Below are 23,389 nucleotides of genomic sequence, written 5' to 3' on the forward strand. Positions count from 1 at the left end.
AATTTCCAGTTCTGACCACACCGTCATGCCCGAGAGCATCGAGAACGACGTCGAGATCATCGACGTCGTCGAGGCCGCCGAGTCCCTCGTGGCCCAGGCTCCCGACGCCGTCGAGGAGACCCCCGCCGAGGAGACCTCCACGGAGGACGCCGAGCCCGGCATCACGTTCGCCTCGCTGGGCCTGCCCGAGGGCATCGTCCGCAAGCTCGCGCAGAACGGTGTGACGGCCCCCTTCCCGATCCAGGCCGCGACCATCCCGGACGCCCTGGCCGGCAAGGACATCCTGGGCCGTGGCCGTACCGGCTCCGGCAAGACCCTCTCCTTCGGTCTGCCCACCCTGGCCTCGCTGGCCGGCGGTCACACCGAGAAGAAGAAGCCCCGCGCGATCATCCTCACCCCGACCCGTGAGCTCGCGATGCAGGTCGCGGACGCGCTCCAGCCCTACGGCGACGTGCTCGGCCTGAAGATGAAGGTCGTCTGCGGCGGTACGTCGATGGGCAACCAGATCTACGCGCTGGAGCGCGGTGTCGACGTCCTCGTCGCCACCCCGGGCCGCCTGCGCGACATCATCAACCGTGGCGCCTGCTCCCTGGCCAACGTCCAGGTCGCGGTCCTCGACGAGGCCGACCAGATGTCGGACCTGGGCTTCCTGCCCGAGGTCACCGAGCTGCTCGACCAGATCCCCGGCGGCGGCCAGCGCATGCTCTTCTCCGCCACCATGGAGAACGAGATCGGCACGCTCGTCAAGCGCTACCTGAGCAACCCGGTCACCCACGAGGTCGACAGCGCGCAGGGCAACGTCTCGACCATGTCGCACCACGTCCTCGTCGTGAAGCCGAAGGACAAGGCGCCCGTCACGGCCGCGATCGCCGCCCGCAAGGGCCGCACGATCATCTTCGTCCGCACCCAGCTGGGCGCGGACCGCATCGCCGAGCAGCTCATCGAGTCCGGCGTGAAGGCGGACGCGCTGCACGGCGGCATGACGCAGGGTGCCCGTACCCGCGTGCTCGAGGACTTCAAGAAGGGCCTCGTCAACGCCCTGGTCGCCACCGACGTCGCCGCCCGCGGTATCCACGTCGACGGCATCGACCTGGTCCTGAACGTGGACCCGGCCGGTGACCACAAGGACTACCTGCACCGCTCGGGCCGCACCGCCCGTGCCGGCAAGTCCGGTGTCGTCGTCTCGCTGGCGCTGCCGCACCAGCGCCGCCAGATCTTCCGCCTCATGGAGGACGCGGGCGTCGACGCATCGCGTCACATCGTCCAGGGCGCGGGCGTCTTCGAGCCCGAGGTCGCCGAGATCACGGGCGCCCGGTCGCTGACCGAGGTCCAGGCCGACTCCGCGAACAACGCGGCCAAGCAGGCCGAGCGCGAGGCCGCCGACCTCACCAAGCAGCTGGAGCGCGTCCAGCGCCGTGCCGTCGAGCTGCGCGAGGAGGCCGACCGCCTGGTCGCCCGCGCCGCCCGCGAGCGTGGGGACGACCCGGAGGCAGCGGTGGCCGAGGTGGCCGCCGAGGCCGAGGCCGCCCTCGTGGCCGCCGCGTCCGTGCCGGAGCAGCCGGCTGCCCGCGACGACCGTCGTGATGACCGGGGCAACTACGCCCGTCGTGACGACCGTGGCGGCGACCGTGGTGGATACCGCGGCGGCAACGACCGTGTCGGCGAGCGCAGTGGCCGTCCGGCCGGTTCGAACGGCTACCGCGGCAGCAGCGACCGTCCGTCCTTCCGCGGAAGCAACGACCGTCGTGAGGACCGTCCGGTAGGCGGCGGTTTCCGCTCCGGTGGCGGCGACCGTCGTGACGACCGCGGTGGCCGTTCGTTCGAGCGTCGTGACAACGACCGCCCGGCGTTCAACCGCGACCGCCGTGACGAGCGTCCCTCCGGTGGCTTCCGCTCCGGTGGCGGCGACCGTCGTGACGACCGCGGTGGCCGTTCGTTCGAGCGTCGTGACAACGACCGCCCGGCGTTCAACCGCGACCGCCGTGACGAGCGTCCCTCCGGTGGCTTCCGCTCCGGCGGCGGCGACCGTCCGTTCAACCGTGACCGCCGCGACGACCGTCCCTCGGGCGGCTTCCGCTCCGGTGGCGGCGACCGCCCGACCGGCCGTCGTGACGACCACCGCGGTGGTACCGGCACGGGTACCGGCACCGGCACCTTCGGCCGCCGCGACGACAAGCCGCGCTGGAAGCGCAACGGCTGACCGTCGCTGAACGACTGAGGCGAAGGGCCCGTACGACACCGACCCGGTGGCGTACGGGCCCTTCCCGTCTCTTGGAGTCCCCGCGCGGCACCGGCCTCGTCCGGTGTCGCGCGGCCGGCGGCGCATGCGGGGCCCCTGGTGCGGGCATCGCTGGGGGCATGACAAACGACGAAGCGGTGGCCGCCGAGCCGCCACCCGATGCCCTCCGTCCCCCCGCCGCAGCGGCCACCGACGAGGAACGGCTGGCCGAACTCGGCTACACGCAGGTGCTCGCCCGGCGGATGTCCGCCTTCTCCAACTACGCCGTCTCCTTCACGATCATCTCGGTGCTCTCCGGCTGCCTGACGCTGTACCTGTTCGGCATGAACACCGGCGGGCCCGCCGTCATCACCTGGGGCTGGGTCGGCGTCGGGCTCATGACGCTGTTCGTCGGGCTGGCGATGGCCGAGATCTGTTCGGCGTACCCGACGTCCGCGGGGCTGTACTTCTGGGCCCACCGCCTCGCCCCGCCGCGCTCCGCGGCCGCCTGGGCGTGGTTCGCCGGCTGGTTCAACGTGCTCGGCCAGGTCGCCGTCACCGCGGGCATCGACTTCGGGGCGGCGTCCTTCCTCGGGGCGTACCTGAACCTCCAGTTCGGCTTCGAGGTCACCCCCGGCCGCACGATCCTGCTCTTCGCCGCGATCCTGGTCCTGCACGGGCTGCTCAACACCTTCGGCGTCGGCATCGTCGCGATCCTCAACAACGTGAGCGTGTGGTGGCACGTCGTCGGGGTCGCCGTCATCGTCGGAGCGCTGACGTTCGTGCCGGACTCGCACCAGTCCACCTCGTACGTCTTCACGGAGTTCGTCAACAACACCGGCTGGGGCAGCGGCTTCTACGTCGTGATGATCGGCCTGCTGATGGCGCAGTACACCTTCACGGGCTACGACGCCTCCGCCCACATGACGGAGGAGACCCACGACGCGGCCGTGGCGGGCCCCAGGGGCATCGTGCAGTCCATCTGGACCTCCTGGATCGCCGGCTTCGTGCTGCTGCTGGGCTTCACCTTCGCCATCCAGTCGTACGACGGCGCCCTGAACTCCCCGACCGGCGCACCGCCCGCGCAGATCCTCCTGGACGCGCTCGGAGCCACCACGGGAAAGCTCCTGCTGCTCGTCGTCATCGGGGCCCAGCTGTTCTGCGGTATGGCCTCGGTCACCGCCAACAGCCGCATGATCTACGCCTTCTCGCGCGACGGGGCCCTGCCCTTCTCCCGCGTCTGGCACACGGTCAGCCCCCGCACGCGCACCCCCGTCGCGGCGGTCTGGCTGGCCGCGCTCGGCGCGCTGGCCCTCGGCCTGCCGTACCTGATCAACGTCACCGCGTACGCCGCCGTGACCTCCATCGCGGTCATCGGTCTCTACATCGCCTACGTCATCCCCACCCTGCTCCGTCTGCTGCGGGGCGACGACTTCGTCCGGGGTCCCTGGCACCTGGGCCGCTGGTCCCGGCCCGTCGGCGTCGTCGCGGTGGGCTGGGTCGCGGTGATCACGGTGCTGTTCATGCTGCCCCAGGTGTCCCCGGTCACCTGGGAGAGCTTCAACTACGCGCCCCTGGCCGTCCTGGTGGTGCTCGGCTTCGCGGCCGTCTGGTGGCTGGTGTCCGCCCGCCACTGGTTCCTCAAACCGGTCGTACCGGAACACACGCGCACGATCGAGGGTGAACCCATCGAATCCGCGGACTGACCGGCCCCGCTCCGGCCACGACAGGGCCCGGCACCCGATACCCGATCGGCTGCCGGGCCCGGGGCGGCTATGCTCGGGGGTGATCCATCACGGGCCGTTAGCTCAATTGGTCAGAGCAGCGGACTTTTAATCCGTTGGTTGTGGGTTCGAGTCCCACACGGCCTACGTGATGCAGGGCGAGGAGATGTCCTCCGACCTGCTACTTAGCGCTCCGATCGGCTTCGGCCGGCCGGAGCGCTCCGTCGTTTCCGGATACCTGCCGTACGGGCGCTCGGCGGTCGCCTGGGATCGGCCGCCCGTGCCCGGCTCAGGGGCGGGGCCAGGGGCGGCCGCCGATGCGCTCCAGGTCGGTGTTGAAGCGCCGCAGGTAGCCGGCGAAGGCGGAGATCTCCTCCTCGGGCCAGTCGGCCATCACGGTGTGCAGGGACTCGACCATGCCCTCGCGCTCGGCGTCGAGGGTGCGGGCGCCCTCCTCGGTGATGCGGAACTTGCGGGCCATGCCCCCGTCCGGATCGGGGATGCGTTCCACGAAGCCGGCGCGCATGACCGCGGCCGTCTGCCGGTTGAGGGTCGAGACGTCGAGGTCGAAGGCCTCGCTCAACTCGCCCACCGACATGGGGCCCTGGACGCGGATGCGGCTGAGCAGGACGTACGCGCTGCGTTCCAGGAGGCCGTCCTTGCGGCGGCCTTTCCTCTTGTTCAGGAGTCCGTGGCGGCTGAGCAGCATCTGCTCGTACTCGACCTCCTGCGTGGCCTTGTCCATGCGCGGGCGCCTCCTGCTTCCTGCCGGGCGAGGCCGGTGTCTCGTCGTGCGGGCTCGGCTTCATCGTATGGTCACGCCGACGTGCATGGGCCATAGAATGTGCATGATGCAATAGAAGTGTACGATGCCATTCCTTTCGCCGAGAGATAGCCGAGGACCCGCGACATGGATGCCCCCCAGCCCACGGCCCGCGCAGGCGGTGTGATCCCGACGCTGGCCCTCGCCGGCACCGTCGCCGCGATCATGCAGACGCTGGTGACCCCCCTCATCGCCGAACTGCCGCGGATCCTGGACACCTCGTCCTCGAACGCGGCCTGGGTGATCACCGTCACGCTCCTGGTCGCCGGTGTCTGCGTGCCGGTGACCGGACGCCTCGGCGACCTCCTCGGTAAGCGCAGGATGCTGCTGGCCTGCGCGGTCCCGCTGGTCGCCGGGTCGGTGGTCTGCGCGATGGCCTCGTCCGTCGTGCCGATGATCGTCGGGCGTGGCCTCCAGGGCATGGGCATGGGCATGGTGCCGCTGGGCATCGCCCTTCTGCGGGACGTCGTGCCCGCCGAGAAGCTCAGCGGCTCGATCGCCCTCGTCAGCGCATCCATGGGCATCGGCGGCGCGCTCGGCCTGCCGATCTCGGCCGCCGTCGCCGAATACACAAGCTGGCGTGTGCTGTTCTGGGGTTCGGCCGTGCTCGCCGTGGCCGTCGCCGTACTCATCTGGATCTTCGTCCCGGACGTCCCGGCCGGGGCCAAGGGGCAGCGCTTCGACGCGCCCGGCGCGGTCGGGCTGGCCATCGGGCTCGTCTCGCTGCTGCTGGCGATCTCCAAGGGCGCCGACTGGGGCTGGGGTTCGGGCACCACGCTCGGCCTGTTCGCCGTCGCGGTCGTGTCCCTGGGCGCCTGGGGCTTCTACGAGCTGCGCACCCGTGACCCGCTGGTCGACCTGCGCACCACGGCCCGCCCGCGCGTGCTGCTGACCAACGTCTCGTCCATCCTGGTCGGCGTCGGCATGTACTCCTTCATGCTGATCGCCCCACAGCTGCTGCAGTTCCCGGAGGCCACGGGATACGGCCTCGGCCAGTCGATGCTCGCCGCCGGTCTGTGGATCGCCCCCGGCGGCGTGATGATGATGATCGTCTCGCCGCTGGGCGGCAAGCTCATCAACGCCCGCGGACCCAAGATCGCCCTGGTCCTCGGCGCCCTCGTGATCTCCGCCGGCTACGGCCTCTCGCTGTTCCTGATGGGCTCGGCGTGGGGTCTGATGATCGTCGGCATCGTCATCAACAGCGGTGTCGGACTCGCCTACGGAGCGATGCCCGCCCTGATCATGAGCTCCGTCCCGCTCTCGGAGACGGCGGCGGCCAACGGCTTCAACACCCTGATGCGTTCGCTGGGCACCACCATCGGCTCCGCCGTCATCGGTGTGGTGCTGGCTCAGATGACCATCAGCCTCGGCGGTTTCTCGCTCGCCTCGGAGGACGGGTTCCGCGTCGGTCTGACGATCGGCTGCGTGGTCGCCCTCGTGGCCGCCGCCGTCGCGGCCTTCATCCCGGGCCCCGCCGGCCCCGGTGCGAGCCGCGACCGGACCGGTCCGGCCGCGGCCGGCAAGGTGGCCGTCGAAGCCTGATCCCCACCACTCGGAGCGCCCCGACCGGTCGGCCCGGTCGGGGCGCTCCGGCGTTCCGGGACTTTTCCGCTGCACGGCCATTGACCCTGCGTGCGGGGGGACTTACGTTCATCGCGTTGTTCTTCGTATGTCATATATGAGACGCGATATCAGAGCCGTGAGCCGCACGCGGGCGGGGCCGGGCCCGCTTCCCCGCCCCGCCCGGCGCACCGGACGCCGTCCGGCGCCGCGCCGGTGAGCACCGCAGAGAAGAGAGCCGACATGATCAAGCCCCGCAACAGCCGCCTCGCCGCCGTGACAGCCCTGGTCTCCGTGCTGGCCCTCACCGCGACCGGCTGCGGTGACGACGGCAGCGGCATCACCGGTGCCCAGGGTGCCGAGGGCCCGGGCACCGGGAAGATCGTCTTCTGGGACGAGAACGGCGGTGTCCGCACCGCCGTGTGGAAGGAGATCATCGCCGACTTCGAGAAGGCCAACCCGGATATCGACGTGCAGTACGTGGGCATCGCGTCCACCGAGGCCCAGTCGAAGTACGACACCGCCATCCAGGGCGGCGGCCTCCCCGACGTGGGAGGTGTGGGCGCCGCGATGGTCGCGGGGATCACCGCCCAGGACGCGCTGGAGCCCCTGGACGACCGCGTGGAGGCGAGTTCCCTGAAGGGCCGGCTCAACGAGGCGATGATCGAGAACGTGCGGAGCGCGGCGGGCCGGGACGAGATGTACACGGTGCCGATCTCCGCCACCAACGGGGTGCTGTACTACCGCACCGACCTGTTCGAGAAGGCCGGTCTCGGCGAGCCGGACACCTGGGACGCGTTCTACGCGGCCGCCGCGAAACTGACGGACAGGAAGAAGAACCGGTTCGGCTACACGATCCGGGGCGGCCCGGGCTCCATCGCCCAGGCGCTGGACGCGATGTACGGGCAGTCGGGCATCGAGTCCTTCTGGGACGAGTCGGGGACGAGGACCACCGTCGACGACCCGAAGAACGTCGCGGCGCTGGAGAAGTACGTGGGCCTGTACCGGAAGGCGACCCCGGAGGCCGACCTCAACAACGACTTCACCAAGATGGTCGCCCAGTTCGACGCGGGCGGCATCGCCATGCTGAACCACAACCTGGGGTCGTACCAGGATCACGTCGGCTCGCTGGGCACCGGCAGGTTCCGAGGTATCCCGCAGCCCGAACTGGCCGACGGCAGGCGGGTGATGGTGTCCAACCCGGTCTCCGGCCTGGGTCTGCTCAAGTCCTCGCAGAACAAGGCGGCGGCCTGGAAGTTCATCGAGTTCGCGGCATCCCACGCGTCGAACTCCACGTTCGCCGAGTCCGCGGGGCTGATCCCGGCCAACAAGGACGCCGCCGAGGACCCCTGGCTCGACGAGGCGGAGACGACGAAGCTGGGTGCCGAAGCCCTCTTCTCCGGCGACACCAGGATCGTCCAGCTGCCGTACTACCTGCCCGACTGGAACACCCTGTCCAAGGCCGACAACGAGTCGGGGTTCCAGAAGGTGATGCTCGGCAGGACGAGCGCCGCCGACTTCCTGCACACGCTGGCCGACGACCTCGACAAGGCGCAGGCGGAGTGGAAGGAGCAGCTCCGGACCGGCTGACGGCCCGCAGCGGTCGCGACGCTCCCCGCGACACCCCGGACCGGACGAGGACGACAGTCGCTAGTCCAGGCCCTCCTGGCGCAGCGCGTACATGAGGAGGAACGTCCGGTAGGCCTCGTCGGACACGTCCGCGCAGACGTCGGGCCGCTCGGTCCACGTCGACGTGTTGTCGAGGGCCCGCCGGCACGCCGCCTCGGCCTCGGCCTCGGAAGGGATGTTCGAGAGGAACGCGGCGATCAGCAGGACCACTGCGAGGACGACCACGCCGATACGGATGCGCATGGCCGTTCAACGACCCTACGGCCGCGCCGGTCACTCGCGGCGGGCCGGCGGCCGTGCCGTCACTCCAGGTCGTCGGTGACCGGCGGCAGGTCGGGCTCGATGAACAGGCCGGCGTACTGCGGGCTGGGCAGCGGGGCCGCGGCGGCCGTGTCCGCGGACGCGACCGCGCCGTCGGAGTGCCGCTGGTTCGTGCGAGCGGGCATGTCGGTCATCTCGGTGTCCTGTACGTGTAGGTGTGCGGTGAGAGCCCCGTGACCGAGCCGCTGGTGCGCCTGGCCGGACTGGCCCCGACCGGCGGGGCGGCGAGGTGCCGCTGCCGGTGCCGCGCCGCTCCGGGGTCCGGATCATCATGCGGTGCACGCAGACTGTAACCCTCCCGGCACGGCTTTCCCCCGGAATTGCGAGCCCGGCGTCACCGTCAGTGCGGCGGTGCGGGCTCGATGTTCTGGTTTGCGTGGAAGAGGTTCTGCGGGTCGTAGTCCTGTTTGACCTTGGCGAGGCGGTCGTAATGGCCGCTGTAGGTGGCCCGTACCCGGTCCGGGGACTCGCCCGTGCCCAGGAAGTTGACGTAGGCGCCGCCCATCGAGTGGGGGTGCAGCGCCTCCCAGTACCCGACCGCCCAGTCCCGCAGTGCGGTGGCGTTGGCCGGGTCCGGGTCGATGCCGGCGATGACACCCGACCAGACGGCGTCGCGGTACGCCCACGCGGTGTCGTCGGATCCGACACGGCCCGCCGCGCCGTCGACCGGGTAGAGGTGCATGGTCGACTGACCGGTGGGGAGCTTCTCCGCGAAGGCCGCGTGCACGTCGACCGCGTCGTCGGTGATCTTGTCGAAGAAGTCGCCGCGCCAGTACCACTGGAGCCCGGCGGGCAGGAGTGCGTCGAACATGGTCTGCAGGGCCGGGTAGGGCATCGGCGCCGTGAAGTGGAAGGCGGGCGGCGCCGGTTCGTTCACCACGGCGAGGGTCTGCTCCAGGCCTTCGGGGTCGGCGGTGGAGGACCAGACGACGCCGCACATCTTCTGTCCGTGGATCTCCTCGGGGAAGGGCGGGCCGGGGGGAACGGTCAGTGAGGCGAAGAAGCCGTACAGGTCGTCGGGTGCCTGCGGCAGGAAGTCGCGGTACCAGCGCATGACGTCCTGGAAGTGCTCCAGCGGCCACACGGTGATGCCGACGCCGACCGTGTCCACGGGATGCAGCTCGAAGTCGAACGACGTGACGATGCCGAAGTTCCCGCCGCCTCCGCGCAGCGCCCAGAACAGGTCGGCGTGCTCGCTCGGGTTCGCGGAGACGAAGCTGCCGTCCGCCAGGACGACGTCGGCGGAGACCAGGCTGTCGACGGTGAGGCCGTACTTGCGGGTGAGGTAGCCGTGACCGCCGCCGAGGGTGAGGCCTCCGATGCCGGTCGTCGACATGATGCCCGCCGGGGCGGCGAGGCCGAACGCGTGCGTGGCGTGGTCGAACTCGCCCAGCGTGGCGCCGCCGTCCGCCTGGGCGGTCTGTGTGGCGGGGTCGACCCGCACTCCGTCCATGGGGGAGAGGTCGATCGTGACGGCTCCGTCGACGACGCCGAGCCCCGGGCCGCTGTGGCCGCCGCCCATGACGGCCACGTCCAGGCCGTGCTCCCGGACGAAGTCGACGGCCGCCATGACGTCCGCCGTGTCGTGGCAGCGGACCAGCGCCGCCGGTTTTCTGTCGATCATGGCGTTGTAGACGGTGCGTGCCTCGTCGTACGCCGGGTCGTCCGGGCCGATGACCGGGCCGCGCAGCGCGGTCCGCATGGCTTCCAGTGTGGTGCCGTCCATGGCCTTCTCCTCGCGAGCGTGCGCCCGGCCTCCCCTGGCTCCATCTCATCGGGTGAGGCTGCTGGGCCGACGCCGGCAGCTGGGGATGCCGCGCAGACGGGACCGAACACCGGATGTCGTGTCCTTCAAGAGTCCCGCCGCCGCGCGGGGCCCGCAATCGCGGCGGCGGCTCCCCCAGGACGGGTGTCCCGGGGGAGCCGCCGGGAAAAGTGGTCGGAGCACCGTCCCGGATGGCGTAGAGTTGCAATCACAACGACGCGGGGTGGAGCAGCTCGGTAGCTCGCTGGGCTCATAACCCAGAGGTCGCAGGTTCAAATCCTGTCCCCGCTACTGAAGACGGAGGCCCGGATCCTTTCGAGGATCCGGGCCTCCGTCGTGCGCCCTCGTGACTCCGGGATGCGCGGCTTGACCTTGACGCTGCGTGAAGATCTAGCGTTTCCGGCATGGAGTGGTCCATCCAGGAAATCGCCAGAAGAGCCGGCACCACCAGCCGCACGCTCCGGCACTACGGAGATCTCGGTCTTCTCGTACCGAGCCGCACGGGTGCGAACGGCTACCGCTACTACGACCAGGACGCACTGGTCAGGCTCCAGCGCATCCTGCTGCTGAGGGAGCTGGGGCTCCCGCTGCCGGCGATCAAGGACGTGCTGGAAGGCCAGCGGGACACCGCCGTGGCGCTCCGGGCCCATCTGCGCCTGCTGGAGCAGGAGCGGGAGCGCATCGGACGGCAGATCGCCTCGGTGCGGACCACTCTCCACAGGACCGAGGAAGGGGAGGATCTCATGGCCGAGGAAGTGTTCGACGGCTTCGACCACACGGTGTACGAGCAGGAGGTCGGCGAGCGGTGGGGCCGTGCGGCGTACGAGCGGGGTGACCGGTGGTGGCGGGGGCTGAGCCCCGCCGAGCGTGCCGCGTTCCAGCAGGCGCACGAGGCCATCGCCCGTGACTATGGCGCGGCGCGGGCCGCCGGCCTCGACGTGGCCGGCGACGAGGTGCAGGACATCGCGCGGCGGCACTGCGCGTGGCTGTCGGCGACCACGGAGGTCACCCGTTCGTACGTCACCGGGCTCGCCGGGATGTACGCCGCCGACCCGCGCTTCGCGAAGAACTACGATCGCCACGGGGACGGAACCGCCGTCTTCGTACGGGACGCACTGACGATCCACGCGCGGGACCGGCTCTCCGGCTGACCCCCGGAGGGGCGGGGCGGCGTCGCGCTCCTTCCTTCGGCCGATGAGCGGCCGCGTCACGGCGCGGCTCCGCCCGGCCGGGGCGGGGCGCGGTACCGTCCGCAGCCGTGGCCGGACCGGGCAGGAGTGCACAGGTGGGGAAGCGGGACGTACGGCAGGGACGTGCCGAGGGGAACGCGCGGGCCCGGAGGTTCGTGCGTCTGCTGCCCGTTCTGATGATCTGTGCCGGGCTCGTCTGCGACGTCACGACCCCGCCGGAGGTCTCCGCCGTGCCGCTCTTCGCCGCGGCACCGCTGATCGCGGCTCCCTTCTTCTCACTGGCATCCACGATCCGTACGGGTGTGGCCGCGATCCTCGTCGTCCTCGCCATCCGGGTCTCCGACGGCATGCTCACCGATGCCGCCCCCATCACGGACCTGCTCACCCTGGTCACCGTCGCCGCGCTCTCGCTCGTCATCAACCGGGTCGTGCAGCGTGGCAACGAGCAGCTGGCCTCGGCGCGGTTCATCGCGGAGACCGCGATGCGGGCGGTGCTCCCCGTGCCGGAGGCCCGGATCGGCGGCCTGCAGGTCGCGGCGCGCTACGAGGCGGCGCAGGCCGACGAGTTCGTCGGCGGCGACCTGTTTGCGGTCGCGGACACGCCCTACGGGGTGCGGCTGGTGGTCGGGGACGTGCGCGGCAAGGGCCTGGACGCGGTGGCGGCGGTGGCGGTCGTGATCGGCGCCTTCCGCGAGGCGGCCGAGCAGGAGCGCTCGCTGGAGGGTGTGGGCCAGCGGCTGGAGCGGGCGCTGGCACGGGAGGGCACGCGGCGGGGCGGACTGGACTCGATGGAGGGGTTCGTGACGGCCGTGCTCGCCGAGATCCCGGTGGGTGCCGACACGCTGCGGATCGTCAACCGGGGCCACCCCGAACCGCTCGTGCTCCATGCGGACGGCGCCCTGGACGTCCTGCGGCCGACGGAGCCCGCCCTGCCGCTCGGCATGGGCCTCGACGTGTGGCCGGACCGTGCGGACGAGTGGCCGCTGCCGGCGGGGGCCACCTTCCTGGCGTTCACCGACGGGCTCTCGGAGGCGCGGGACGCGGACGGGGTCTTCTACGATCCGGCGGCCCGGCTGCGCGGCAGGATCTTCCCGGGGCCGGAGGAACTGCTGTCCGCCCTCACCGATGACGTCCGGCTGCACACGGGGGGCCGGTCGACGGACGACCTCGCACTCCTCGCGGTGGGACGGCCGTCCAGGGGGCAGCAGGAGCGGCGGAGGACGGTGAAGATCGTGGGGCGGGACCGTGAATGACCGAAGGCGACCGTCCGTAATCGAAAGACGTCGCTGCGCATAACATTTGACGCAACGTCAGAAAGTGGCGTCTGGGTGAGGGGTGCTCAACTCGCCCGTTTGGGGCTGATTGCCCCCCTAAAGTCCAGGTCAGAGCGATGAACGATCTGTGGGAACCGCTTGGAATCGGACCCGCATGTCTATTAACGTTCGATAACGCAGCGCGGTTGTCCCAGTCGTCGCCAGAGGCGGCACCGTGCGCAGCGCCGAATCCCGCAAGGGAACCGGGGAACCACCTACATGGGGTGAATCGGACACCTGACTCCCGCGAGGGACGAAGGGGCCCGTAGGAGACCTTCCTGCTCCGAACCCGTCAGCTAACCCGGTAGGCGAGAAGGAAGGAAAGGAGTGCGCCCACGTGGCGTCAAATCAGCCTGCCCCCGAGGCTCCGGCACCCTTCAGGCCCGACAGTCCCGGTGAACAGGGCAGGACGTGGGAGGAATGGAACCCCACCGAGGAGTCCATCCGTCCCGTGCGCGGCAGGCACCGCGTCGCCAAGCAGCGTGGTCTCGCCCGTAGCTCCACCGTCCTCGGCGTCGGTGTCATCGCGGCCGTCGGCGCGGGAGGCATGGCCACCGCGCAGAGCAAACCGCCGGTCTCCATCTCCCTTCCCGATTCCATCGCGGACAACCTTCCCGACGCCAAGTCGCTGCCCGGCGTGGGTGCTTACCTCTCCGACGACGCCGACAAGGGCACGGTCACCGCATCCTCCCCGCTGACCACGGCCGGCATCACCGCGGCCGAGGCCGAGCAGGGCACCACGGACGCCGGTGAGGCGCTGCGGGCCCGCATCCTCCAGCAGGCCGAGCAGCAGCAGGCCGGAGCCGAGGCAGAAGCCAGGGCCACCCAGGAGAAGGCGGCGGCCGAGGAGGCCGCAGCGCAGGCGGCCAAGCAGCAGAGCGACGCGGAGGCGAAGGCCGCCGCGAAGAAGAAGGCGGACGAAGAGGCGGCGAAGAAGAAGGCCGAGGCCGAGCGCCTCGCCAAGCTCGCCCTGAGCTACGCCGTCCCCACCTCCTCGTACACCATCACCTCGACCTTCGGCCAGGCCGGTTCGATGTGGTCCTCCGGCTACCACACCGGTCTGGACTTCGCGGCTCCCACCGGCACGCCGGTCAAGGCCGTGCACGGCGGCACGGTGAAGTCGGCCGGGTGGTCCGGGTCCTACGGCTACCGCACGGTCCTGGAGCTCGACGACGGTACCGAGGTCTGGTACTGCCACCAGTCCTCGATGGACGTCACCGCCGGCCAGAAGGTCACCACCGGCGAGACCATCGGCCGCGTCGGAGCGACCGGCAACGTGACCGGGCCGCACCTGCACCTGGAGATCCACACCGCCGACGGCTCGGGCGTCGACCCCATGAGCTGGCTTCGCGGCAAGGGCCTCACGATCTGACCGCCCGCGCCGGCGTACGGCGCAGCTCGATACCCCGGCGGCCCTGGCGCACGACCCCCCGACGCCAGGGCCGCCGGCCCGCCGTCGTCACCGGATAGCCGCCGAGGGCGGAATATGCGGATCCGCCGATGTGTTGTGCCGGGGTATGACATCACTGCGCCCGCTCGGAAACTCGGACCTGAAGGTCTTCCCCCTCGCTCTCGGCGGCAACGTCTTCGGCTGGACCGCCGACCGGGACACCACCTTCGCCGTCCTCGACGCCTACACGGAGGCGGGCGGCAACTTCATCGACACCGCCGACGCCTACTCGGTCTGGGCCCCGGGCAACGAGGGCGGCGAGTCGGAGACGCTCATCGGGGCGTGGCTGTCCGCCCGTTCCCACAGGGACGACGTCGTCGTCGCGACCAAGGCCGGTGCGCACCCCGGGTACAAGGGGCTGTCGGCCGCGACGATCAAGGGGGCCGCCGAGGCGTCGCTCCGCCGGCTCGGTACGGACCACATCGACCTCTACTACACGCACTTCGACGACGAGACGGTCCCCGTCGAGGAGATCATCGGCACCCTGGACGAGCTCGTGAAGGCGGGCAAGGTCCGGGAGATCGCGGCGTCCAACATCAGCCCGGAGCGGCTCAAGGCCTCCCTGGAGTTCTCGGAGCGCGAGGGCCTCGCCCGGTACGTCGCTCTGCAGCCGCACTACAACCTCGTCTCACGCGACACCTACGAAGGCGCGCTCCAGGACACCGCGGCCGCCGAAGGGCTCGCCGCCGTCCCGTACTACGCGCTCGCCTCGGGTTTCCTCACCGGCAAGTACCGGCCGGGTACCGCCGTCGAGAGCGCGCGGGCCGAAGGAGCGGGGAAGCACCTGGAGACCGAGCGCGGCCGCAAGGTGCTCGGAGCGCTCGACAAGGTGGCCCAGGAGCACGACGCGGAGATCGCCACCGTGGCGCTGGCCTGGCTGGCGTCCCGGCCGACCGTGGCCGCACCGATCGCCTCGGCCCGCACCGTCGCGCAGCTGCCCGCACTCGTGGCCGTCGCCGGACTCGAACTGACCGAGGGCCAGCTGGCCGAGCTCACCGAGGCCTCGGCCTGAGGCTCCGGCACCGCCGCTCCTCCTGCCGGGCCCCTCACGCCGAGGGAGGGCCGGTGGGCGGGGCCGCGCGGGGGCCGTGCTCCAGATAGGGGTTGTAACCGCCGTAGTGGCGGTGCGGCGCCGGGATCTCCCGGGGAGCCGGAGCGCCGTGGGGGAGCCTGCGGGGGAACGGTGCCTGGGGGTGCGCCGGGTGGACGCCCGCCCGGCGCGTCATGTGCGCCGCGTACCCCAGCGCAGGGCCCGCGATCTCCCGGCGCTGCCACAGGTGGTGCAGCAACTCCTGCTCCCGGATGGCGAAGTCGGCGCCCGCACCGTCATGGCGCGCCCGCCGGCGCAGCATGGCCAGGGACGTCGCGAACGACTCGTACTCGGCGACCGCGTGGGCGGCGGCCCTGCCCAGGCGGCGGTCCCGGGCCCCGTGCCAGTGCCGCGCCATGTCCCGGGCCATACCCCGGGCCCGCATCGAGGCCAGGGCGGCCGGCTCGGCGGGGCCGATCCAGCCGGCCGCCGCGTAGACCGGGAGTTCCGTGCTCAGGGTCCGCAGTTCCCGCTGACGGGACCAGACGGCCAGCCAGGTCACCAGGCCGAAGCACGGCACCATGAACGCGCCGTACACCGCGTAGAAGCCGTACGGGCCGAGGGCGGACGAGCCGTTCCAGAGGGCGTGCATGCCCATGGCCAGAGCCAGACCGAGCAGCGGCAGCAGCACGCGGCGCACCCGGTGACGTGCGCCGCCCAGCGCCGCGATCCCGAAGCCGATACCGGAGAGCACCGTGAACAGGGGGTGCGCGAACGGCGACATCACCACGCGTACGAAGAACGTCCCGGCGGTCAGCGAGGCGAACCCCGTGGTCCCCAACTCCTGGTCCTCACCGAAGGCCTGGCCCAGGTAGAGGATGTTCTCGGTGAACGCGAAGCCGGTCGCGGTGAACCCGGCGACCACGATCCCGTCGACGACTCCGCCGAACTGCCGCCTGCGGAACAGGAAGATCAGCAGGACGGCCGCGGCCTTCGCGGTCTCCTCGACGACCGGCGCGATGACGGTCGCGCCCAGCGTGTCCGCGCTCGCCGGATCCGCGGTGGCCGTCGCTATCCACCGGGTCGCGAAGGAGTTGGCGATGATGGCGACGAGCGCGGCGGCGCAGGCGCCCCAGGAGAACGCGAACAGCAGGTTCCGCCACGGGCCCGGCTCGACGCGGTCGAGCCAGCGGAAGGCGGACATCAGCAGCGGCACGGGCAGCACGGCCAGGCCCAGGCCCACCAGGAAGCCCTCCGTACCGGTCTGTTCGCGCACCAGGGCCAGGATCACCAGCCCGCACAGGGCGAGCACGGTGACGACCGCACCGGCGCGGAACGCCTTGCTGCGCCAGACCATGCCGACGCGGCTCGGCCGGTAACGCCACTGCCCGCGCTCCGGTACGGCGCCCAGGTACTCGTCGAGCTGCTGCTCCTCGAGAACCGGGACGGCCGGCTGCTGGTGCTGTACGGACCACTCGGACACCTGACGACCCTAACGACAGGGACCGACACCGTGCCACGGTGCGGCGGACGGGACGCCCGCCGCCGGCCGGTCAGTGACGGGTGAACAGCACGTCGTGGACCACATGCCCCTTGTCCAGGCCCTGGCCCTCGAAGCGGGTGAGCGGACGGAAAGGGGGCCGGGGCGCGAAACCGCCGTCCGCCTGCGTGTTCTCGTACAGTGGATGGGCCGTCAGGACGTCCAGCATCTGCTCGGCGTAGGGCTCCCAGTCCGTCGCGCAGTGGACGAGCGCCCCGGGCTTCAGGGAGACCGCCACCAGGTCGAGGAACTCCGGCTGGATCAGCCGCCGCTTGTGGTGCCGCTTCTTGGGCCAGGGGTCGGGGAAGTACACCCGGAGCCCGTCCAGCGAGGCGGGCTCCAGCATCTCGCGGAGCAGGATGATCGCGTCGCCGTTGGCGACCCGGACGTTGGACACCCCCGCCCGGTCGGCGAGGCCGAGCAGATTGCCCTGCCCCGGGGTGTGCACGTCGACGGCGAGGATTCCGGTCGTGGGGTCGTCGGCCGCCATCTGCGCCGTGGCCTCACCCATGCCGAAGCCGATCTCCAGGACCACCGGGAGGCCGTCGAACAGCGTGGCGAGGTCGATGACGCTCCTGCCGTCGATGTCCAGGCCCCAGGTGGGCCACAGGCGCTGGAGGGCCTCCTCCTGGCCGGTCGTCACCCGGCTGCGGCGCGGCTGGAAGCTGCGGATCCGGCGCTCGTGGTGCGAGCCCGCAGGGTCGGCGGCGGGGCCGCCGGGAAAACGGGGCTCCTGGCGCAGCCTCCGCTGACGCTCGAAGGAGGCGGCACGCCGCGCCGCGGCGTCCGTGTCCGCGTCGGTCTCCGGTGCGGTGGCGGGGGCGTCCTCCGGCGGGACGCCGGGCGTCTCCGGGGCGGGACCGGGCGTCTCTGGGGTGGGGTTCACAGGCTCAGACACAATGACCCGATTCTACGGCGGGCGGCGTCCACCCCGTCGCGCGAGCCCGCTGCAGAGCCCGTCGCGCCACCTCCCTCCCGATCGGAAGGGAGGCCGTCGCCGCGGGCGACGGCGCGTTCAGCACGTGCACCGTGTGCGGGGCGTCCCGGATCAGGAAGTCGTCCACGAGCGTGCCGTCCCGCAGGACCGCCTGCGCCCTGACCCCGGCCGGCGACGGGCGCAGGTCGCCCTCCGTCACCTCCGGCAGCAGCCGCTGGACGGCCCGGGTGAACGCGCTCTTCGAGAGGGACCTGTGCACCTCGCCCGCGCCGTACCGCCAGTGCCTGCGGGCGATCCGCCAGGAGCCCGGCCAGGACAGGGTGGCGGCCAGCTCGCGCGGGTGGACGACCGAGCGGCCGTATCCCTCGCGTGCCAGGGCGGGCACCGCGTTGGGCCCGACGTGGACCGTGCCGTCGACGCCCCGGGTCAGGTGCACCCCGAGGAAGGGGAACGCCGGGTCGGGCACCGGATAGACGAGTCCGCGCACCAGTTCGGGCCGGGTCAGCTCGTAGTACTCCCCGCGGAAGGGCACGATGCGCGCCTCCGGGTCGTCACCGGCGAGAGCGGCGATCCGGTCGCTGTGCAGCCCCGCGCAGTTGACGAGGACGCGGGCCCTGACCACCTGGCCGTCGGCCGTGCGCACCGCCACGCCCCAGGAGCGCCGGTCGACGGCGACGACCTCCGCGCCGTACCTCACCTGTGCGCCCGCGGCGCCCGCCTCGGCGGCCAGCCGGACGGCGACGGCGGTGAAGTCGCAGATTCCCGTCGTGCCCACCCGGATCGCCGCCAGGCCGCGCACCCGCGGCTCGTGCTCGGCGATCTGGGCGGGTCCGAGCTCCCGGACCGGCAGGCCGTGCGCGCGGCCGCGCTGCACGAGGGCGTGCAGCCGGGGCAGCTCGTCGCTGCCGGTCGCCACGATGAGCTTGCCCGTCACCGCGTGCGGGATGCCGTGCTCCGCGCAGAAGTCGATCAGCTCGGCGGCGCCCCGCACCGCGTAACGCGCCTTGAGCGAGCCCGGCGGGTAGTAGATGCCGCTGTGGATCACCCCGCTGTTGCGCCCGGTCTGATGGCGCGCGGGACCCCACTCCTTCTCCAGCACCGTGACCCGGGTGCCGGGCGCGGTGCGCGTGATCGCGTACGCGGTCGACAGACCCACGATTCCGCCACCGATCACCAGCACATCGCAGTCGTACGCCGCGTGCGTCATCATCACGCCACCTCCCACCCCGATAGTGCACTGACCCACTGACAACGGGCTCAAACCAGGGGTGGCCGGGGCGTGGCGCACGGGTGCGCCACAGGGCCGGGCATACCGGGACGATCCCGGTGCGCCCTCACACCGGTGTGACGAGAAGTGGACGGGCCCTCTCGCGCAGCTCGGCCACGCGCGGCTCGTCCCCGTAGGGCTCCAGGCGGTGCAGGAGGTCGCGCACGTACTCCGTGGTGCGCGCCGAGGAGATCCGCCCGGCCACCTCGACCGCGCGGGTGCCGGCCGCGCAGGCGGCGTCGAGGTTGCCCGACTCGAGTTCGGCGACGGCCGACACGACGAGGCGCAGTCCGTGCGAGCGGACGAACTCGTCGGTGGGCCGCGACAGGGCCTGCTCGGTGAAGCGGCGGACCTGGCGGGGTGCCTTGAGGTCGCGGTAGCACTCGGCGGCGTCGGCGGCGAACCGGTCGTAGGAGTAGAAGCCGAGCCAGGACGGATCGGAGTCCCCGGTCCTGGAGCGCTCCAGCCAGCTCTCGGCCGCCCTGAGCGCGGCCCCGGCGGCGGGCGCGTCGCCGGCCTTGGCATGGGCGCGCGCCTCGACGAGCCGGAAGAAGCTCATGGTCCGGGCGGTGGCGAGACCGCGGTTGCGCTCGACCGCGGCCTGCGCGAGGTCGACGCCCTCGTCGGCGAAGCCCCGGTAGGTCGCCTGCAGGGACATGGACGCCAGGACGTAACCGCCCAGGGGCACGTCGGCGGCGGCGCGGGCCAGGCGCAGCGCCTGGATGTAGTAGCGCTGGGCGGCTTCCTGCTGGCCGGTGTCGAAGGCCATCCATCCGGCGAGCCTGGTCAGTTCGGCCGAGGCGCCGAAGAGGGCCCGGCCCACCTCGTCGCTGTAGGAGCCCAGGAGGAGCGGTGCGGCGTCGACGCGTAAGCACTCCGGGACCATGGAGGAACGCCAGTCGCCGCCGCCGTACTTGGAGTCCCACCGGCGCGCGTCCTGGGCCGCCTCGCGCAGCTTGGTGACGTCGCTGTGGCCGACGCGCAGCGGTGAGACGCCCGGCACGGAGTCCGGTCCGGGCTGCATGGGGACCCCGCCCCCCTGCGCCCCGGACGCGCCCTCCGGGCCGAGCACCGAGGCCTGGGCCGCGGACGGGTCGCGGGCCACCGACGGGTCGGCGGGGGTTATGAGCCACCGGGACGCGGGGGTCGCGTAGGCGCTCACCGCGAAGGAACCCGCCAGTGACTGCCAGATGCCTCCGCCGCCCCTGCGCCCCGCCAGATCCAGCCGGTAGAGGTCGGTCGCCGAACGCACCGCCTCGCCCACGTCACGGGGGAAGGCGAGACCTACCTCCGGCGCCGGATCGGCGTCCGCCAGCCCGATCTCGTGCAGCGGGACGGGGCGGCCGAGTTTGGCCCCTATCGCCGCCGCGATCAGGTGGGGCGCGGCGCCCTGCGGCACCATGCCCTTGGCGACCCAGCGGGCCACCGAGGTCTTGTCGTAGCGAAGTGTCAGACCGCGCTGTGCTCCGAGGTCGTTGACCCGCCGGGCGAGGCCGGCGTTGCTGATTCCCGCGAGGGCGAGAACCGTGCCGAGCTTCTCGTTCGGCCCGCGTTGCTCCCTGGACATGCGTCACCCCTCGACACACAGACGGCCGCCGCGTCACCGGTCGGGCGCGCGGCATTCGTACGTGTCCTCCCCGGATGCGGTCCCGGTCACTCCGGCCGCACACGCATGTGGCCAGGCCCCGTGGAATATGCCGCCCCGTCGAGAACATCGGTACACCCAGCGTAGTTCGCCGCATCCCCACCGTTAAGGGGCAGACCTCCGTATGGCGGGAATGTTGTGCGTGCGACAGGGGGCGTCGCAGCCGTGCTCCTGGTGTGTGGCCGTGCGCCCGGCCGTGCGCTCTCGCCCGGCCGAATCGCAAGCGCTTCGATGGGTCCTGCGTGGGTCGGCCCGCTGAACTGGACTCGGCGGGCTGGGGGAATCCGCCGCCCCAATCCCCGCGGGCGGCGAACCGGTCCGGGAGGTGACGAACACCTCCCGGACTGTGCGCCGCACGGTGGTTCGGGGGAGCGGACGTGCGGGGCGGCGCAGCGGGGGGACGCGCCGGCCCGCACGTCCACGTGCCCGGGCGAGCCGTCCCGGGGCCGGGCCGCAGGGCCGCCCGACGGCGTTCCGGAAGCCCCTGGGTGCGCCGCGCGCGGTGTGCGCCGGGCGTCGGGCGCAGGGAGACGCGCGGTTCCTCCGCCTTCGCAGAATGGCCGATTCGCAACGGTCGCACAGGGCCTTCGGGGACGGGCCCGACTATGGCCGGATCCCGGTGGTTCCGGGCCCGGGCCATGCGGCGGCCCGCCTCGCGGACCGGCAGCCGCGGCTTCCGCGGCGGCCCGCACCGTCGCGACGCCGTCCCGGGAGCCGCGGCCGTGCCTTTGCCAGGGGCGCATGCACATCCGCCGTGCGCCGCCCGCACCCCCTCCGGGGCGCCGTTGTCGTGGCAGCATGTCCCGCGACGGCGTTCCCCGTGTCCTGGTACGCCGGTTCGTCCACAGCCTGTGGAGGCGGCGATGCGTTGGTTGGTGGGGTGGAGCAGTATCGCCGCGAGCTTCGGCACGGTGGGCGCGGTCGGCCACCACGGGGAGGGCAGCACCGTCCACCCGGTCGGCTCCCAACTCCTGTGGGGCGACCCGGATCCGCTGTGGGCCGTGGGCGACTGGCGGCCCGACGAGATCCGCGTCATCACCGTCGCCACCCCCGAGGGCGCGCCCACCGCACGGCTCGCCGTGCTCGGCTGCTGCGGCGCGACCGACGAGCAACTGCGGGTGGGGCTCCTGGCCGCGCGCGGCGGTGCACTGCGCCACCTCACGGCCTGGTCGGGGAGCTACACGGCCGTCGTGCAGGTCGGCCGGCGCATCACCGTCGCCGGAGACCTCGCCGGCGCCCGCCCCGTCTTCCACACCCCATGGGCCAACGGCACCGCGTACGCCACGGCGGCGCTCCCGCTGGCCGACCTCATCGAGGCGCAGCTCGACATCGGCCACCTGGCGGCGCTGCTGGCCTGCCCCGAGACCCCCGAGGCACTGGGCGACGGCACACCGTACGAGGGGGTCAGACGCATCCCCCCGGGGCACGCCCTGATCCTGCGGGAGGGTTCCCGCGAGATCACCGGGTACGAGGCGGTGGCCTCCCTCGCGGTGGCCGCCCCGCAGACCGACCCGGTGAGGGCCGTGGAGGGCGTGCGGGACGCGCTGGTCGACGCCGTGCGCGCCCGGCTGACCGCCCCGCGCCACGCCCCGGAGACCCTGCCGCCCGACCCCGGGCCCGTTCCCGGGATGGGGCCCGCCGAACGCCGCGCGGCGCGGGGCGCGCCCGTCCCGGGCATCGGCTCCGACCTCTCGGGCGGCAGCGGCTCCGCCACCCTCGCGCTGCTCGCCGCGGGGCTGCCGGGCCTGCCCGGCACCCTGCTGGGCCACGGCACGGGAGCGGGCGAACGGCTCCTCGCCGTCACCTTCAACGACCTCTCCGCGCAGGGCCGCGAGGACGAGATGGAGCGCGCCCGCGCCATCGCCGCCAACCCGCGGCTGCACCACGTGGTCGTCGCGGCGGGTGAGGAGGCGCTGCCCTACGCCTCGCTGGAGAGCGGGCCGCTCACCGACGAGCCCGCACCCTCCCTCGTCGTCGCCGAACGCCATCGGAGGCGGCTCGCGGCCGGCAGCGCGGACCACTTCGTCGGCCACGGCGCCCGGCAGGTGCTGGACGCGCACCCCGCCCGGCTGGCCGACCTGCTGATGGACCGGCGCAGACGCCACATCCTGCGGCCCGTCGCCGCGCTCGCCCGGGCCGAAGGGCCCTCCACGCACTCCCTGTTCGTCCCGCTGGCCGTCTACCGGGCCGCCCGCCGGCTGGCCCGGACGTCGTACCGCACGGGCCTGGAGACGGCCGCGTCCGCGCTGCCCGAAGCCAACCGCGACGTCTCCGGGTTCGACACCCCGGCGGACGCCTCGCTCGCCTCCCTCACCTGGTCGCGGCCGGGTCCCGCAGCGCGCTGGCTCACGGGTGAGGCACTCGCGGAAGTATCGGTTCGCCTTCAGGAGGCGGCGTACCGGCCCGCTTCGGTCCAGCGCCCTGGAGAGGCCCGTGCCCGCGCGGCGCTCGCCCGGTACGCCGCCGGTCACCGGATCCTGGAGCAGGCCGCCGAGATCCGCAGCCAGCGGCTGCACGCCCCGTTCCTCGACAACCAGGTCGTACGGGCCGCCCGCGCCCTCCCCGAGTCACTGCGGGTCCAGCCGGGCGCGCGCGCCGCGATCCTGCGCCGGGTGCTCGCGGGCGCCGGTATCCACGACCTGCCGCCCGGATGGGGCACCCCGTCCCAGGCCACCTCGACCGCGGCGGGCCGGCTCGGTCTGCGCGCCGCCCTGCCCGACCTGATCGCCCTCTTCGACGCGCCCCTGCTCGCCGAAGCGGGCCTGATCGAGGCGCGCGTCGTACGCAAGGCCCTGCGCGCCGCGTCCGAAGGCGAGCCCCTCCCACTGGACGGCCTGGCCGAGCTGGCGTCCACGGAGCTGTGGCTGCGCCGCCTGGTCACGCGCCGGGGCACCTGCTGGACGGGCACGGCGGCACCGCGCCAGCGAGCGGTGGCCGGCGGTGTGGTCCCGGCGCGCCGGACGCTGCAGGCCTGAAG

General features: G+C 72.3%; 17 protein-coding genes, 2 tRNA genes and 1 riboswitch. Of the genes, 11 read left to right on the forward strand and 8 right to left on the reverse strand.

The genetic code is table 11. From position 1 onward, the window contains the following. The first annotated feature begins 25 nt into the window (after nt 1-25). The 3 genes from OHT61_RS17170 (at nt 26) to OHT61_RS17180 (ending at nt 4,089) form a co-directional block, all read left to right on the forward strand. Nucleotides 26-2,200: a DEAD/DEAH box helicase gene (locus OHT61_RS17170; protein WP_329039402.1), complete on the forward strand. Its 2,175-nt coding sequence runs from the start codon at nt 26-28 to the stop codon at nt 2,198-2,200. 158 nt (nt 2,201-2,358) lie between these two features. Next, nucleotides 2,359-3,924: an amino acid permease gene (locus OHT61_RS17175; protein ID WP_329039404.1), complete on the forward strand. Its 1,566-nt coding sequence runs from the start codon at nt 2,359-2,361 to the stop codon at nt 3,922-3,924. Nucleotides 3,925-4,015: 91 nt separating this feature from the next. Beyond that, nucleotides 4,016-4,089: transfer RNA gene (locus OHT61_RS17180), tRNA-Lys, on the forward strand. Nucleotides 4,090-4,231: 142 nt separating this feature from the next. Here OHT61_RS17180 and OHT61_RS17185 read toward each other — a convergent pair. After that, on the reverse strand, nt 4,232-4,687 hold the full coding sequence (locus OHT61_RS17185) for a MarR family winged helix-turn-helix transcriptional regulator (protein ID WP_329039406.1): 456 nt from the start codon (nt 4,685-4,687) through the stop codon (nt 4,232-4,234). 165 nt (nt 4,688-4,852) lie between these two features. Between OHT61_RS17185 and OHT61_RS17190 the strand changes: the two genes are divergently transcribed. Further along, nucleotides 4,853-6,307, forward strand: a complete 1,455-nt coding sequence (locus OHT61_RS17190; protein WP_329039408.1) for an MFS transporter — start codon at nt 4,853-4,855, stop codon at nt 6,305-6,307. 261 nt (nt 6,308-6,568) lie between these two features. Continuing rightward, nucleotides 6,569-7,915: an ABC transporter substrate-binding protein gene (locus OHT61_RS17195; RefSeq protein WP_329039410.1), complete on the forward strand. Its 1,347-nt coding sequence runs from the start codon at nt 6,569-6,571 to the stop codon at nt 7,913-7,915. Nucleotides 7,916-7,975: 60 nt separating this feature from the next. Here OHT61_RS17195 and OHT61_RS17200 read toward each other — a convergent pair whose 3' ends face one another. The 3 genes from OHT61_RS17200 to OHT61_RS17210 form a co-directional block, all read right to left on the reverse strand. Further along, nucleotides 7,976-8,197, reverse strand: coding sequence for a hypothetical protein (locus OHT61_RS17200; protein ID WP_329039411.1), 222 nt, complete (start codon nt 8,195-8,197; stop codon nt 7,976-7,978). A 59-nt stretch (nt 8,198-8,256) separates the two neighbouring features. Continuing rightward, on the reverse strand, nt 8,257-8,400 hold the full coding sequence (locus OHT61_RS17205) for a hypothetical protein (RefSeq protein WP_329039414.1): 144 nt from the start codon (nt 8,398-8,400) through the stop codon (nt 8,257-8,259). Between the two features lie 215 nt (nt 8,401-8,615). Continuing rightward, nucleotides 8,616-10,001, reverse strand: coding sequence for an FAD-binding oxidoreductase (locus OHT61_RS17210; protein WP_329039416.1), 1,386 nt, complete (start codon nt 9,999-10,001; stop codon nt 8,616-8,618). Between the two features lie 256 nt (nt 10,002-10,257). Here OHT61_RS17210 and OHT61_RS17215 point away from each other — a divergent pair. The 5 genes from OHT61_RS17215 (at nt 10,258) to OHT61_RS17235 (ending at nt 15,005) form a co-directional block, all read left to right on the forward strand. Beyond that, a tRNA-Met gene (locus OHT61_RS17215) sits at nt 10,258-10,331 on the forward strand. Nucleotides 10,332-10,444: 113 nt separating this feature from the next. Continuing rightward, nucleotides 10,445-11,191, forward strand: a complete 747-nt coding sequence (locus tag OHT61_RS17220; RefSeq protein ID WP_329039418.1) for a MerR family transcriptional regulator — start codon at nt 10,445-10,447, stop codon at nt 11,189-11,191. Between the two features lie 134 nt (nt 11,192-11,325). Then, nucleotides 11,326-12,483, forward strand: coding sequence for a PP2C family protein-serine/threonine phosphatase (locus tag OHT61_RS17225; protein WP_329039419.1), 1,158 nt, complete (start codon nt 11,326-11,328; stop codon nt 12,481-12,483). A 233-nt stretch (nt 12,484-12,716) separates the two neighbouring features. Continuing rightward, a riboswitch (cyclic di-AMP (ydaO/yuaA leader) is annotated at nt 12,717-12,868 on the forward strand. A 12-nt stretch (nt 12,869-12,880) separates the two neighbouring features. Further along, complete coding sequence (locus OHT61_RS17230; protein WP_329039421.1) at nt 12,881-13,915, forward strand: M23 family metallopeptidase; 1,035 nt, start codon at nt 12,881-12,883, stop codon at nt 13,913-13,915. Between the two features lie 145 nt (nt 13,916-14,060). Continuing rightward, a complete protein-coding gene (locus OHT61_RS17235) occupies nt 14,061-15,005 on the forward strand; it encodes an aldo/keto reductase (RefSeq protein WP_329039424.1) in 945 nt (314 codons plus the stop codon). A 34-nt stretch (nt 15,006-15,039) separates the two neighbouring features. Here OHT61_RS17235 and OHT61_RS17240 read toward each other — a convergent pair whose 3' ends face one another. The 4 genes from OHT61_RS17240 to OHT61_RS17255 all read right to left on the reverse strand — a co-directional run bounded on the left by OHT61_RS17240 (nt 15,040) and on the right by OHT61_RS17255 (nt 20,334). Continuing rightward, complete coding sequence (locus OHT61_RS17240; protein WP_329039426.1) at nt 15,040-16,506, reverse strand: PrsW family intramembrane metalloprotease; 1,467 nt, start codon at nt 16,504-16,506, stop codon at nt 15,040-15,042. A 70-nt stretch (nt 16,507-16,576) separates the two neighbouring features. Continuing rightward, on the reverse strand, nt 16,577-17,461 hold the full coding sequence (trmB, locus tag OHT61_RS17245) for a tRNA (guanosine(46)-N7)-methyltransferase TrmB (RefSeq protein WP_329039428.1): 885 nt from the start codon (nt 17,459-17,461) through the stop codon (nt 16,577-16,579). After that, the gene (gene lhgO / locus OHT61_RS17250; protein ID WP_329039429.1) at nt 17,454-18,710 is read right to left on the reverse strand and encodes an L-2-hydroxyglutarate oxidase; all 1,257 of its coding nucleotides are present in this window, start codon (nt 18,708-18,710) and stop codon (nt 17,454-17,456) included. The genes trmB and lhgO overlap by 8 nt, the downstream gene beginning before the upstream one ends. A 124-nt stretch (nt 18,711-18,834) precedes the next feature. Then, nucleotides 18,835-20,334, reverse strand: a complete 1,500-nt coding sequence (locus OHT61_RS17255; RefSeq protein WP_329039430.1) for a sporulation protein — start codon at nt 20,332-20,334, stop codon at nt 18,835-18,837. Nucleotides 20,335-21,275: 941 nt separating this feature from the next. Here OHT61_RS17255 and OHT61_RS17260 point away from each other — a divergent pair. Beyond that, the gene (locus OHT61_RS17260; protein ID WP_329039433.1) at nt 21,276-23,387 is read left to right on the forward strand and encodes an asparagine synthase-related protein; all 2,112 of its coding nucleotides are present in this window, start codon (nt 21,276-21,278) and stop codon (nt 23,385-23,387) included. Nucleotides 23,388-23,389 lie beyond the last annotated feature (2 nt).

Origin of the sequence: Streptomyces sp. NBC_00178 (genome assembly GCF_036206005.1) — a bacterium.
Taxonomy (GTDB): Bacteria; Actinomycetota; Actinomycetes; order Streptomycetales; family Streptomycetaceae; genus Streptomyces.